General features: G+C 56.3%; 12 protein-coding genes and 1 pseudogene. 6 read left to right on the forward strand and 7 right to left on the reverse strand.

The window, feature by feature from the left end:
- Positions 1 to 228: 228 nt before the first annotated feature.
- Positions 229 to 1,044: an SDR family oxidoreductase gene (locus tag AO277_RS05620; protein ID WP_002552556.1), complete on the reverse strand. Its 816-nt coding sequence runs from the start codon at positions 1,042 to 1,044 to the stop codon at positions 229 to 231.
- Positions 1,045 to 1,147: 103 nt separating this feature from the next.
- Positions 1,148 to 1,525 carry a DUF2784 domain-containing protein gene (locus AO277_RS05625; RefSeq protein ID WP_002552555.1) on the reverse strand — a complete coding sequence of 126 codons (378 nt, stop codon included), beginning with the start codon at positions 1,523 to 1,525 and terminating at the stop codon, positions 1,148 to 1,150.
- 314 nt (positions 1,526 to 1,839) lie between these two features.
- Between AO277_RS05625 and AO277_RS05630 the strand changes: the two genes are divergently transcribed.
- Positions 1,840 to 1,998: a DUF3309 family protein gene (locus AO277_RS05630; protein WP_002552554.1), complete on the forward strand. Its 159-nt coding sequence runs from the start codon at positions 1,840 to 1,842 to the stop codon at positions 1,996 to 1,998.
- A gap of 105 nt (positions 1,999 to 2,103) precedes the next feature.
- On the opposite strand, the gene AO277_RS05635 is transcribed toward AO277_RS05630, so the two are convergent.
- From AO277_RS05635 to AO277_RS05645, 3 genes are all read right to left on the reverse strand, one after another.
- On the reverse strand, positions 2,104 to 3,720 hold the full coding sequence (locus AO277_RS05635; protein WP_099258817.1) for a cation acetate symporter: 1,617 nt from the start codon (positions 3,718 to 3,720) through the stop codon (positions 2,104 to 2,106).
- Entirely contained in the window at positions 3,717 to 4,028 is a 312-nt protein-coding gene (locus AO277_RS05640; protein WP_002552552.1) for a DUF485 domain-containing protein, read from the reverse strand. The genes AO277_RS05635 and AO277_RS05640 overlap by 4 nt, the downstream gene beginning before the upstream one ends.
- Positions 4,029 to 4,264: 236 nt before the next feature.
- Positions 4,265 to 5,119: a glycine betaine ABC transporter substrate-binding protein gene (locus tag AO277_RS05645; RefSeq protein ID WP_044319687.1), complete on the reverse strand. Its 855-nt coding sequence runs from the start codon at positions 5,117 to 5,119 to the stop codon at positions 4,265 to 4,267.
- Positions 5,120 to 6,395: 1,276 nt separating this feature from the next.
- On the opposite strand from AO277_RS05645, the gene mlaY reads away from it, so the two are divergent.
- From mlaY to AO277_RS05660, 3 genes are all read left to right on the forward strand, one after another.
- A complete protein-coding gene (mlaY, locus tag AO277_RS05650; protein ID WP_005733991.1) occupies positions 6,396 to 7,694 on the forward strand; it encodes a lipid asymmetry maintenance lipase MlaY in 1,299 nt (432 codons plus the stop codon).
- A complete protein-coding gene (locus AO277_RS05655; RefSeq protein ID WP_005733992.1) occupies positions 7,687 to 8,499 on the forward strand; it encodes an MlaA family lipoprotein in 813 nt (270 codons plus the stop codon). Before mlaY ends, AO277_RS05655 begins: the two co-directional genes overlap by 8 nt.
- Before the next feature lie 143 nt (positions 8,500 to 8,642).
- Complete coding sequence (locus AO277_RS05660; RefSeq protein ID WP_044319683.1) at positions 8,643 to 9,233, forward strand: DcrB/PsbP domain-containing protein; 591 nt, start codon at positions 8,643 to 8,645, stop codon at positions 9,231 to 9,233.
- A gap of 32 nt (positions 9,234 to 9,265) precedes the next feature.
- Here AO277_RS05660 and AO277_RS05665 read toward each other — a convergent pair whose 3' ends face one another.
- Positions 9,266 to 10,174: a LysR family transcriptional regulator gene (locus AO277_RS05665; RefSeq protein WP_044319686.1), complete on the reverse strand. Its 909-nt coding sequence runs from the start codon at positions 10,172 to 10,174 to the stop codon at positions 9,266 to 9,268.
- A 109-nt stretch (positions 10,175 to 10,283) separates the two neighbouring features.
- Here AO277_RS05665 and AO277_RS05670 point away from each other — a divergent pair, with 109 nt between their 5' ends.
- Positions 10,284 to 11,486, forward strand: a complete 1,203-nt coding sequence (locus tag AO277_RS05670) for an MFS transporter (protein ID WP_044319682.1) — start codon at positions 10,284 to 10,286, stop codon at positions 11,484 to 11,486.
- 302 nt (positions 11,487 to 11,788) lie between these two features.
- Positions 11,789 to 12,865 carry a diguanylate cyclase gene (locus AO277_RS05675; RefSeq protein ID WP_044319681.1) on the forward strand — a complete coding sequence of 359 codons (1,077 nt, stop codon included), beginning with the start codon at positions 11,789 to 11,791 and terminating at the stop codon, positions 12,863 to 12,865.
- A gap of 4 nt (positions 12,866 to 12,869) precedes the next feature.
- Here AO277_RS05675 and AO277_RS05680 read toward each other — a convergent pair.
- Positions 12,870 to 13,257 (reverse strand): annotated as a pseudogene (locus AO277_RS05680) (hypothetical protein); the annotation flags it as partial.

The following is a 13,257-nucleotide window of genomic DNA, read 5'->3' on the forward strand; positions in this document are numbered from 1 at the left end:
CAGGATGCAGGCCGCCAAGGCAGCGTAAGTGGATAATTGTCCAACCTTCGGGGGGCATACCACTCCAGCGTGGGAATGCAGGTCGCGACGCTCTGCGTCGCAAGAGGACGCAGAGCATCCGGAACGGCATGCGACGCGGAGCGTCGCACGATAGTCAACGTACGCAACGGCATTCCGGCCCGAAACGTCGCACGATAGTGAGATGCTCGCGTCCGCTTTTGAGCTGTGTCAGGCATGCCCTTTCTGCGCCTTGGCGCGCATCTTTGCGCACATGATGGTCATTTCGTCATACATCGCCTGTGGCTGGTTGCGCTTCAGGTCCCAGGCCATTCGGCCTTCTTCGTGGGGCAGGATCATGAACTCGCCTGCGGCTACTTGCCTGAAGATGTAGTCGGCAATATCTGCGGCAGTGATCGGTGACTTCTCCAGCAGTCTGCCGATCTGCGCTTTCATGGCAGGCGTCGGGCCTCGAAACGAATCCAGCAAGTTGGTCTGAAAGAACGACGGACAAACCACATGCACGGCGACGCCCTGATCATGCACTTCAACCAGCAGGCTTTCGGAAAGTGCCACAACCCCTGCCTTGGCGACGTTGTAATTGCTCATCGCCGGGGCCTGCATCAACGCGGCCATCGACGCAATGTTGATGATTTTGCCTTTGCTGGCCTGCAACATAGGCAAAAACGCCTTGCAGCCTTTGACGACCCCCATCAGGTTGATCGCGATCTGCCAGTCCCAGTCTTCCAGCGACAGCTCGTTGAAGAAGCCACCCGATGCCACGCCCGCGTTGTTGACGATGATGTCGATGCCGCCCAGTCGCTCTTCACATGCCTGAGCAAACGCCGTGAGCTGACTGTAATCGCGAACATCGCAACGCTGAACGAACCCGTCACCACCCGCCTCGCGCACCAGCGTCAGGGTCTCCTGCAGACCGGCATCGTTGATGTCCGACAGCGCCAGCCGCCAGCCTTCACGCGCCCAGCGCAGTGCAATTTCACGACCCAGACCTGAGCCGGCGCCAGTAATCATGATGCGGTTTTGCATAGCCGAGTGCCTTGTGATGTGCAGGAGTTGCCTGAGTGTAATCACAGCCGGGGCCCTACAACCCCACCATCAAGGCGCTGAATGCCTGGAGCAAACCCGAAGCTCATGAATGCCGCACGCGTGATACGAAACGCATCAATAACAGGCCGTACACCGACACATTGACCAACAGCACAATGCCCCCCAGCCACAGCTGTATGCCCGGCGTAAGCCCGACAGGGTAGATCAGCGGAATCAGATAATGCTCGACGAAGCCGCCGTCATATCCTTGCTCACCGGCTGTGCGGCGCAGTGTGTTTTCCAGCGGTGTCAGTGGGCAGTACAGATGCAGAAACTCAACCGCAGCCCCCCACGCAACTGCCGGAACGTGTAGTAATGCCAGCCACGGCCTGCTCACTACCAGCAGACCGCCGAACAGCACGAATACGATGAACAGTAGATGAAACGCGACCACGGCATCTGCCGCCACTCGATAAAACATCTGCGCGCCCTCTGCTGGATTTCAATCAGATCATCTGTGCAAATCAGCGGAGAATTTTTACGCCATTTAGTTCAATTATTTTTAAGATCATTTCAGGCACTTTCCATCAACTAGACCCGAATTATTGTCGGACAAAAACACATCAAGTCCATGATTTTAATGATTTTTTAGATATGTAAGAAATTATTAAAAATAGATGAAACCTTTCCCGAGTGGCCATAGTCCGATGAGTCAAGCAGGCAAATTCAGTGCCGTTGGGTATGAAATTCTGTACTGCATCTGTTAACTAACTTAAATGAAAGAGGGAACTCATCATGGGCATCGGCACTATTCTTATCATCGTTCTGATTCTGTTGCTGGTTGGCGGTCTGCCGGTATTCCCGCACTCGCGCAGCTGGGGCTACGGTCCGTCGGGCATCATCGGTACTATCCTGGTGATCCTGCTGATTCTGGTATTGCTCGGCAAAATATAACCTGTTGCTTCAAGCAACAGGCAAAAGCCCCGCCTCTCCAGGCGGGGCTTTTTTATGGCCCATGAAAAAGCAGCCCGAAGGCTGCTTCATTTACTGCTTCAGCACTTAGTGCGAAACCGCACCGCTGGCACCCAGGCCTGTTTGTGACCGGACGAATTGCGGGTAGAACAAGGCGCGCTCGCCCTCTGCCGCTTTCGACTTGTCGGTGATGGAGAAGAACCAGATACCTACGAAGGCGATGGCGATAGAAAACAGCGCCGGGTATTCGTAAGGGAAAATGGCTTTCTCGTGATGCAGTATCTGCACCCAGATGGTTGGCCCCAGGATCATCAGCACCACGGCGCTGATCAGGCCCATCCAGCCACCAATCATGGCGCCACGGGTGGTCAGGTTTTTCCAGTACATGGAAAGCAGCAGGATCGGGAAGTTGCAGCTTGCAGCGACCGAGAACGCCAGACCCACCATGAACGCGATGTTCTGACTTTCGAAGGCAATACCCAGAAGGATCGCCACGACTGCCAGCGCAATGGTGGTGATTTTCGAGATACGGATCTCGTCTTTCTCGTTGGCCTTGCCCGCTTTGATCACGCTGGCATACAGGTCATGGGAGACCGCCGAAGCACCTGCCAGGGTCAGACCGGCAACCACTGCCAGAATGGTGGCGAAGGCGACTGCCGAGATGAAGCCCAGGAACAGGCTGCCACCGACAGCATCGGCCAGGTGAACCGCTGCCATGTTGTTACCGCCCAGCAAGGCACCCGCTGCATCCTTGAACGCCGGGTTGGTGCTGACCAGCAGGATCGCGCCAAAACCGATGATAAAGGTCAGGATGTAGAAGTAGCCGATGAAGCCGGTTGCGTACAGCACGGACTTGCGGGCTTCCTTGGCATCGCTCACGGTGAAGAAGCGCATCAGAATGTGCGGTAGGCCAGCAGTACCGAACATCAGCGCCAGACCCAGCGAGAACGCTGAAATCGGGTCTTTCACAAGACCGCCAGGGCTCATGATCGCTTCACCTTTAGGGTGAACCTTGATCGCCTCGGAGAACAGCATGTTGAAGTCGAAGTTAACGTGTTTCATAACCATCAGGGCCATGAACGACGCACCGGACAGCAACATGACCGCCTTGATGATCTGCACCCAGGTAGTGGCCAGCATGCCGCCGAACAATACGTAAAGGCACATCAGGATGCCGACCAGTACCACCGCAACCATGTAGTCCAGACCGAACAGCAGCTGGATCAGCTTGCCGGCACCGACAATTTGCGCAATCAGGTAGAACGCCACTACCACCAGCGAGCCGCAGGCGGACAAGGTGCGAATNTATTTACCCAGGTTACGCAAGCGTTCGGCGATCAGGAACAGAATGATCGGCCAGCCCACCAGAAAGCCGATCGAGTAGATCAGGCCGTCGTAGCCGGAGGTGTAGACCAGTGCGGAAATACCCAGAAAGGACGCTGCCGACATGTAATCACCGGCAATTGCCAGACCGTTCTGGAAACCGGTGATCTTGCCGCCTGCCGAGTAGTAGTCCGACGCGGTCTTGTTCTTTTTCGACGCCCAGTAGGTGATGTACAGCGTGAAGGCGACGAATACCACGAACATGACAATCGCGGCGATGTTAAGGGGTTGCTTCTGCACGGCGCCCGTCAATGCGTCTGCCGCCCAGAGAGTCGGCGCGAATGTGGCCAGGCCAAGTGCTGCTGATAGGCGCCGGATCATTGCTGAGCCTCCTTCAGGATGGCGTTGTTCAGATCATCGAATTCACCATTGGCACGGCGAACATAGATGGCGGTCAGCACAAACGCGGAGAGGATCAGCCCTACGCCTATCGGCATTCCCCAGGTAATGGTTGAAGTCGGGCTCAACTTGGCTCCCAGAATATGGGGTCCGTACGCAATCAAAAGAATAAAGGCCGCATACAGGCCAAGCATGATCGCCGAGAGAATCCAGGCGAACCGCTCTCTTTTGGATACCAGCTCCTTGAAACGCGGGCTGTTTTGAATCGAGAGGTAAATGCTGTCGTTCATTGTTTTTGTCCTCGCAGCACAGATGAGATGTCACGTAACGCACTTTAGTCGGGTCCGGCGCGCACTCCAGACGACCTTAGTATTAGAACGACACTAGCCGCAGATGAACCTCTTTGCACGGCACAGGTCCGCCACAAGTCAGCCTGTGCAGAAAATACCGTAATCCAGAAAAGGCAAAGGCCGTCTGGCGATGGCACCAGACGGCCTTGAAACGGCTTTTGCAGAGGGCTGCAGAACTATTTAGCGGTCCATGCGGCGACCCGATCCGGGTGCTTGGCTACCCAGTCCTTGGCAGCGGCTTCAGGTTTGGCACCGTCCTGAATCGCCAGCATCACTTCACCGATTTCATCCTTGGATGCCCACTGGAATTTTTTCAGAAAGGCCACGACCTCGGGGGCTTTTTTCTCCAGGCCAAGGCTGGCGACGTTGTCGACGGTTTCAGCTGCACCGTAAACGCCTTTAGGGTCTTCCAGGAAACGCAGTTTCCACTTGGCGAACATCCAGTGCGGCACCCAGCCGGTGACGACGATGGCTTTCTGCGCTTTCTCCGCACGAGTCAGTTCGGCAATCATGCCTGCTCCGGAACTCCCCTGCAGTTTGTAGCCGTCCAGACCGTAGTCCTTGATGGCCTGGTCCGTCTTGAGCATGCCCCCTGAACCTGCATCGATCCCGGTGATCTTCTTGTTGAAGGAAGCATCGGTCTTGAGGTCTTCGATGGTCTTGGCTTTCACGTATTCAGGCACGATCAGGCCGATCTTGGCGTCCTTGAAGTTGGGCCCGTAGTTGACGACCTGATCCTTGTACTTGGTGTAATACTCGCCGTGGGTGCCCGGAAGCCAGGCAGACAACATCAGGTCGAGCTTGTCGGTGGCCACGGCCTGCCACATGATCCCGGCCGCGACCGATTGCAGTTTGACGTCGTAGCCAAGCTTCTGCTTGATCACTTCGGAAGCCACGAAGGTGGTGGCGACGCTGTCGGACCAGCCTTCCACATAGCCGATGGTCAGGGTCTTGGTTTCAGCAATCGCCAGCGTGGAGCTGACAGCAAGCACCAGAGCGGCACCCGCCCCCAGTATTTTTCGCATCATCATTGTCGCTTCCCCGGAAGTCTGCACCGACGGTTGTCGGGCTTCGTCAACGTTGTTTTCAAGCGCACACCCACGCTTGGCTCTCATCGTCATACACACGTTGCTTGTGATGCTGGCTGAAGGCCGTGGGAGCGAACTTGTTCGCGAAGGCTGTATCTCAGACGATGCATATTCAGAGATTGTACCGGCCCTTTCGCGAACAAGTTCGCTCCCACGCCCTGCGGTCAGAAGCTTGAAAGCATCACTTCCCGGGCTCTCCGGGGCTGATGTATAACGCTGAGCGTCCAGTTTCGGGGCACGCTGCGCTCTGATCGCCGCCACGCGCAGTGACACGCAGCAAATTGCCACCGTCATCATCAACCTGCCGGGCAAGCAGACATGCTCTGGCTACGACACTCGGGCAACGGGAAACGACAACATGCAGTCATCAGCGACAAGCGCTGCTGAAAAACGTCTCAGCCTGCTCGTTTTATAAAAGGAAACAGGATGTGTTACCGCCGACTCACATCCACCGACCCGAACGGGTAACACGGGAACAGTTTTTCCAGCGCAGCCCACTCACCTCTTCCCGCAGAACAGCTAAATCGTTGTTTTAAAAGCACTTTGAAAAGTTGGCACAGCTTCTGCTATCTCTCTTGTACAACAAAAACAAGAAACGAAGCGGCAAACCAATAAAAACAAGACGTAACGGCTCTGACATAACAAGAACAAAACGGACAGAGGCGCAGCTAACAGATTTTTTTGGAGTGGATCAGCTTTACAGGGACCTTTCGGTGAAAGGCCTCGCGACCGGACAGAGAGCAATAAAACTACCTTCAGGTAGCTCCCGAACCGGTGGGATCACGATGTTGTGCAGACAGGTGATTAAAGCGAGTCAGCGCTCAAAAAAATACGTTTGCTCTTGACCCCGAATGGGGGTCGCCCAACAACGCTGTAAAGGGACTGGCCGCCAACAACAATAACAGGCCGCCCTACAACAATAAAAAGAGCAGGTAAAACACATTGGAGGAGAGCTACGGCTCTCCTTTGTGTTTTTCGTCCCCAGGAAGCTGCAGCGTAGCGGCATGTAGCGGCAGTCAGTCCCCCGCCTGTATGGTCAAACCGAGCCAATCTACGTCGCCTGCGAAAAATAAACCGCATAACTGCATTGCAAAATCCAAAGAACGTGTATTGTTCCGTCATAATTTACACGGTTAACCGGTGGATGCGGCACTTTGGCACTACACCTTGGTCATAGCCTGCGTATCTCATCAGCACTTCTTTCCCAAGGGATTTAGTCATGCTCCGTTTTCTGCGCTTCGCTACCGTTATAGGTGGCTTGTGTTTAAGTGCGTCCGCTCTGGCAACCACCGTCGACTCTGCCACCTATGGCTACCCGCTGACTAATCCGTTTGAAGCGACCATTGCGACCACACCGCCCGATCTGCGCCCCGATCTGCCTGACGATGAAGACATCGATCAGGACGTCTACACCCTGAACCTGCACCCCGAGCGCGAGTTCACCCTGCCGGACAACTTCTGGGCGGTAAAAAAGCTGCACTATCGCCTGGCGAAGCAGGACCACGCGGCCCCGCTGATCTTCCTGATCGCCGGCACCGGTGCGCCGTATAACAGCACCATCAATGAATTCCTGAAAAAACTCTATTACGGCGCGGGCTACCACGTGGTGCAGCTGTCTTCGCCCACCAGCTATGACTTCATGAGCTCGGCCTCGCGCTTTGCCACTCCTGGTGTCTCCACCGACGACGCAGAAGACATTTATCGCGTCATGCAGGCCATTCGTGCCCAGCAGGCGCAACTGCCGGTGACCGACTATTACCTGACCGGTTACAGCCTCGGCGCACTGAATGCCGCCTTCGTCAGCAAACTGGATGAAACCCGCCGCAGCTTCAACTTCAAGAAAGTGCTGCTGCTCAACCCGCCGGTCAACCTTTACACCTCGATCAGCAACCTCGACAAACTGGTGCAGACCAACGTCAAGGGCATCAACAACACCACCACGTTCTACGAGCTGGTGCTGGCCAAGCTGACCCGTTACTTCCGGCAAAAGGGTTACATCGACCTCAACGATGCACTGCTGTTCGACTTTCAGCAGTCCAAGCAGCACCTGACCAATGAGCAGATGGCGATGCTGATCGGTACCTCGTTCCGCTTCTCGTCGGCCGACATCGCGTTCACCTCGGACCTGATCAACCGCCGCGGTCTGATCACGCCACCGAAATTCCCTATCTCTGAAGGCACCAGCCTGACGCCGTTCCTCAAGCGTGCCCTGCAATGCGACTTCGATTGCTACCTGACCGAACAGGTCATTCCGATGTGGCGCGCCCGCACTGACGGCGGTAGCCTGCTGCAACTGGTCGACCAGGTCAGTCTTTACGCACTCAAGGATTATCTGCACAGCAACACCAAGATTGCCGTCATGCACAACGCTGACGATGTGATTCTGGGCTCGGGTGATCTGGGCTTCCTGCGCAAGACCTTCGGGGATCGTCTGACCGTTTATCCGTACGGCGGGCATTGCGGCAACCTTAATTACCGCGTCAACACCGACGCCATGCTGGAGTTTTTCCGTGGCTAAACGTCTTTTACTTCTTGCCGCTCTGCTCTGTGCCGGCACAGTCCAGGCCGCTGACGCGGATACCAGCAACAAGGCTCAACACCCGGCCACTGTGGCCCGTCAGACCGATGCTGACGGTTTCACCCAGCCGCTGAAGTCGCTGCAATTCAACCCGGGGCTGGATCAGCGTGAATTCGAGCGCGCCTCCATTAACGCGCTGGAAGTCTACGACCCGCTGGAATCCTGGAACCGTCGGGTGTACCACTTCAACTACCGCTTTGATGAATGGGTGTTCCTGCCGGTCGTGGACGGCTATCGCTATATCACACCCGGCTTCGTGCGCAGCGGCGTGAGCAACTTTTTCAGCAACCTGGGGGACGTCTCCAACCTGCTGAACAGCCTGCTGCAGTTCAAGGGTGAGCGTTCGCTGGACACAACCGGTCGTCTGCTGCTCAACACCACCATCGGCATCGCCGGTCTTTGGGACCCGGCGACCATGATGGGCCTGCCGCGCCAGAGCGAAGACTTCGGCCAGACGCTGGGCTTTTATGGTGTTCCTGCCGGCCCTTATCTGGTGTTGCCATTGTTCGGTCCATCGAACCTGCGTGACACGGGCGGTATGCTGTTTGACTACACGGCTGAAAACCAGATCAACTTCCTGAACGTTGCCGAAGTCAGCGACGACCATCCGGAAATCACCGTGCTGCGTGCGATTGATCGCCGGTATGTCACCAGCTTCCGTTATGGCCAGCTGAACTCGCCATTCGAGTACGAGAAAGTGCGTTACGTCTATACCGAGTCGCGCAAACTGCAGATCGCCGAGTAAGCGAAACGCAATAAAGGACGGCCAGCCGGAGTGATCCTGCTGGCCGTTTTTATGGGCACTTTTACCTGCCGGGCCACTCACATTCCTCGGGCACACAGGCCTTCATTTACTCGATCCATTTAACAGACAAAAAAGGAATTTCCATGCGGTCTTTCGGTTTCAAGGCAATCGTTGTGTGTGTCGCACTGGCAGCCTGCCAGAGCATGGTCAGCGTTCAGGCCGCGACCAAGCCCCAGGCCGCCGCGCCTGCTGCCGCTGCGGTACAAAAGGCTTCGCTGCTGGGTGGCAAATTGACGTTTACCATTCCTGCGGGCTACGTGCAGGGCGAGATGCCCGAGATTGACGCGAAGGCCAAGGCTCAGGGGGTGACGGGTGCGCTCTACACCAATGCCGCTGAAAAGCGCGTGCTAATCGTTACCGAGACGCCTATGCCAATGGGCGTGCAGGCCAGCGACAACGACGGCGTAGTGCTTGATGGCCTGGTCACCGGGATACTTGCCCAGCAGAGTACCGGCTACAAAGACTTCAAAAAGCTGGGTGACAAGAAGATCGTCAAGAAGAACGGTCTGGGTGTACGGCAGCTGGATACCTCCGCGACCATGAGCGACGCCCAGGTTCTGAGCACATCGATCATTGCCGCTTCGGGTGCCCGCGCAGCCGTGCTCAACGTGGTCTCCAACGCGAAAAACCCGAAGGAACACGCAGCGCTGGTGAAGGCCGTCATAGGCGAATGATTCGAGCATCGGGTGGCTCTGACCAGTATGGCTTAATCCACCCGCAACGCCTCTGACAGTCGCTCAACCAGCGCCTGCACCTTGGGCAATGACTCGCGGTTGCGCGGCCAGGCCAGATGCAGCGCCAAACCGTCAGTGGCCAGTTGTGGAAGGATCTCCACCAACTCGCCACGCTGCAACTGCTCCCTGATCAGCCAGGTCGCCAGCTGCGCAATGCCCCACGCCGAAGTCACCGCAGCCACCTGGGCTTCGCCGTTGCCGATAACCAGCCGCGCTTCGACAGCGCGAGCCTCACGCTGCCCTTGGTCGTCAACAAACAACCAAGGGCTGGTGCTGCCATCGCCACGACCAAACAGAATACATGCGTGACTGGCAAGGTCCTCGAACGTCGTCGGTACGCCGTGGCGCTCCAGATAAGCCGGTGCAGCACAAAAGATCACCCGCTCGGTGCCCAGGTAACGGTGCGCCACGCCCGCTGGCCAGACAGGCGGACCGCCGATGCGCACGGCCAGGTCGATACCTTCCTCAAGAATGTCAACGAAACGATCAGTGAAGGTTATCCGCGGGCGCAGCTTGTGATGCTGCCCGGTGAAGGCGAGGATCAGCGGTAGCGCGTGCAAACGACCAAAGGTCGCAGGCAGATCGATACGCAGTTGTCCGGCGGGTTCTGTACGCTGCGCCGCCAGCGCGGTTTCGGCAGCCTCCAGGTCGGCAAGCATGCGCGTGCATACCGCATGATAGGCCGCACCCTCCTCGGTCAACGCCAGACTGCGGGTAGTGCGCTCGAACAGACGCATGCCCAGGCGGCTTTCCAGGCGTGCAACGCTTTTGCTGACTGCGGAATTAGTCAGACTCAAGCGGTCAGCGGCTGCCGTAAAGCTCCCAGCATTGGCAACGGCGACAAACGTTTCGATGCCCTTGAGGCGGTCAGTGGACAGCACATGGAAGACCAATTAGTGAATTTAAGTCCACAATGTACGGAATATTTGCCAAAGATAGGAATCATTTTCTGCAATAAGCTGGCGAACTTATTTTTTATGGGTTCGTATCATGCCGTCTCTGGAAACTGCCGCCTCCGGCACCAAGAGCGAAAGCTCGACCGGTGCTGGCTTGTCCATCGCGATCCTGGCGCTGGCTGGCTTCGTAATCGTTACCACCGAATTTCTCATCATAGGACTGCTGCCTTCACTGGCCCGCGATCTGGGAATTTCCATTTCTACTGCCGGTTTGCTGGTCACGCTATTCGCCTTCACGGTGATGCTGTTTGGCCCGCCGCTGACAGCCATGCTTTCGCACCTGGACCGCAAGCGTACGTTCATCGTCATCCTGCTGATTTTCGCGGCCTCCAACGCTCTGGCTGCGGTGTCGAGCAACATCTGGGTGCTGGCACTGGCGCGATTCATTCCAGCATTGGCGTTGCCGGTGTTCTGGGGCACCGCCAGTGAAACCGCAAGCCTGCTGGCCGGACCGAAGCGCGCTGGCAAGGCTGTGGCGCAGGTCTACCTCGGTATCTCTGCAGCCATGCTGTTCGGCATCCCGCTGGGCACAGTATTTGCCGATGCAGTGGGCTGGCGCGGCGCGTTCTGGGCGCTGACGCTGCTGTCTGCATTAATAGCAGTGCTGCTGGCGTTGTCGATGCCACGTATTGAACCTACCGCAAAGGTAGGCCTCGCCGAGCAGGCAAAAATCCTGCGAGATCCGCTGTTCCTCGCCAACCTGCTACTGTCCATTTTGCTGTTCACTGCCATGTTTGGCGCCTACACCTACCTGGCAGATACGCTGGAACGCATCGCAGGTATCGAGTCGGCTCAAGTAGGTTGGTGGTTAATGGGCTTTGGTGCAGTCGGCCTGATCGGCAATGCGTTGGGTGGCCGGTATGTGGACCGCAGCCCGCTGGGCTCAACCATGGTGTTTGCGCTGCTGCTGGCGCTGGGCATGACCGCAAGCGTACCTGCCGCAGGCTCGATGCCGTTACTGGCCGTGGTGCTGGTGATTTGGGGTATTGCCCACACAGCGTTGTTCCCTATCTGTCAGATCAGGGTGATGAAAGCGGCACCGCAGGCCCAGGCACTGGCAGGAACCTTGAACGTCTCGGCCGCCAACGCAGGTATAGGTCTGGGATCGATCATCGGCGGTCTGACCATTGAGCATCTGGGCCTGAATGCAGTTGGATATGTCGCAGCCGTCGTTGCATTGCTGGCCATTGCTGTCGCCTGGATGACCGGGATTCAGAAAAACAAGACAGCCGCATAACCTGGCACGGCTCGATTAGCCGGATGTCACCGGGGCAGTACTTTTGCAAAGACGCAACTACACTGCCCGGTTATTCCAGTGTGCCGCTGCTTGTATGTTTCGTCATATTTTTGAACCTGTTTCCTGGCTGTTTTTGTCAGTTAATTGACTCAGGAACATGCAAGCCTTCCCAATGTGCAGCTAATTGACACAGCACTGCAAAATGCTCTTCCCATGACACTGTCGAACGCTCAAACTCCAGCCTTTCGGTCAAGGAGTCATGGTTTCTGACCGATTCAAGACGTTATGTCCGGTAAGGAACTATGAGCTCATATCACCGCAAGGGACTGGCATTCGCCAAGCGGATCTACGCGCCGAGATCTCTCGGTGTCAGCGTTGGCTTTATTACTGTCGCTGTGTCTTTGTATTACGTGAATGCCGCACACTGGCTTTGGACGCTGGCACTGCTCAATGCCTTGGTCTGGCCACATGTTGCTTACCAGATTGCGAAAAAGTCGCGCGAACCCTATCAGGCTGAATGGCGCAATCTGCTCTTCGATTCGCTGATGGGCGGGTTCTGGATTGGCGCGATGGGCTTCAGTGCCGTTCCCGGCGTTACGGTCATCGCGATGATGGCCATGCATAACATGGCTGCTGCCGGGCCACGCCTGATGCTGCAAGGCTTGTGCGCACAGGCATTGGGTGTACTGATCTCGCTGGCGTTGCTCAACCCTGCTGTCAATCTGCATGGCAACATGGCACAGATCTACGCCTGCCTTCCCGTACTGGTGATTTACCCTATTTTCATCGGCTGGATGAGCCATCAGGTCACCCTGAAGCTCTGGGAGCATCGCAACATCCTGCGCAAAATAAGCCGCACCGACAGCCTCACTGGACTGCTCAATCATGGCGCATGGAAAGACCTGCTTGATCTGGAGTACGTAAAAAGCCAGAACCAGCATCAGCAGTGCGTTATCGCACTGATCGACATTGATCATTTCAAAGTCATCAACGATACCTATGGCCACCTCATGGGCGACACAGTGCTGCAGAACATCAGCGAAGCACTGATGGAAAACCTGCGGGACTCGGATTTGATCGGACGTTGTGTCGGAGATGAGTTCTGCGTCATTCTGCCGGACACCCGCTTGTTTCAAGCGAGGGAAATCCTGGAGCGCACGCGTCTGGCGATAGATGAAATGAGCTACTCTTTGCAGCGCGATCTCAAGGTCAGCCTGAGTATCGGCATAGCCGCCTATTCTCCTGAACTGCCGGATGCTTCATCCTGGTTGCACGAAGCAGACAAGGCGCTGTACCTCGCCAAAAGCACCGGTCGCAACTGCGTGGCCAGCGCTCAGGATATGCCGTCAGAGCTCCAGCCACTGAGTGTCGATGCCTGACCGGTCAACGCCGGTTCTTGAACAGAACGTCAAACAGGGATGAGAAGTTCTTGATGCCCATTGCCTTCATGAACGAGTTGCGCATGTCTTCTCGCAGGCTTTCCAGGGTGATTTCCTTGGGTTTTGTGGTTTTTTGAGCGGGGATGCCGGTTTCCCGAATGTCACCCTCGCCAAGGGCGTACTTTTCCTTTGACAGAGTTCTAATGTAGTCGTTTTTCTGGCTTTTATAGGTAGCATAGTCAGGTCCAAGTTGCTGGTCCCTTTCCCCCGACGTCGAAAAACGATTGATGACTTTTTCCATGAACTCAAAGTGGTTGTGACCAAGGGCACTGAACCGCCCCGGGTTTCTCGGAGACCCTTTTGTTTGAGTCATGCCACCTGGGCAGACTCGG

Source organism: Pseudomonas amygdali (genome assembly GCF_002699855.1).
Taxonomy (GTDB): domain Bacteria; phylum Pseudomonadota; class Gammaproteobacteria; order Pseudomonadales; family Pseudomonadaceae; genus Aquipseudomonas; species Aquipseudomonas amygdali.

Excerpts from the sequence above, each read along its gene's own strand:
- AO277_RS05620 (WP_002552556.1), bottom strand. The coding sequence starts at position 1,044 with ATGCAAAACCGCATCATGATTACTGGCGCCGGCTCAGGTCTGGGTCGT.
- AO277_RS05625 (WP_002552555.1), bottom strand. The coding sequence starts at position 1,525 with ATGTTTTATCGAGTGGCGGCAGATGCCGTGGTCGCGTTTCATCTACTG.
- AO277_RS05630 (WP_002552554.1), top strand. The coding sequence starts at position 1,840 with ATGGGCATCGGCACTATTCTTATCATCGTTCTGATTCTGTTGCTGGTT.
- AO277_RS05640 (WP_002552552.1), bottom strand. The coding sequence starts at position 4,028 with ATGAACGACAGCATTTACCTCTCGATTCAAAACAGCCCGCGTTTCAAG.
- AO277_RS05645 (WP_044319687.1), bottom strand. The coding sequence starts at position 5,119 with ATGATGATGCGAAAAATACTGGGGGCGGGTGCCGCTCTGGTGCTTGCT.
- mlaY (WP_005733991.1), top strand. The coding sequence starts at position 6,396 with ATGCTCCGTTTTCTGCGCTTCGCTACCGTTATAGGTGGCTTGTGTTTA.
- AO277_RS05660 (WP_044319683.1), top strand. The coding sequence starts at position 8,643 with ATGCGGTCTTTCGGTTTCAAGGCAATCGTTGTGTGTGTCGCACTGGCA.
- AO277_RS05670 (WP_044319682.1), top strand. The coding sequence starts at position 10,284 with ATGCCGTCTCTGGAAACTGCCGCCTCCGGCACCAAGAGCGAAAGCTCG.
- AO277_RS05675 (WP_044319681.1), top strand. The coding sequence starts at position 11,789 with ATGAGCTCATATCACCGCAAGGGACTGGCATTCGCCAAGCGGATCTAC.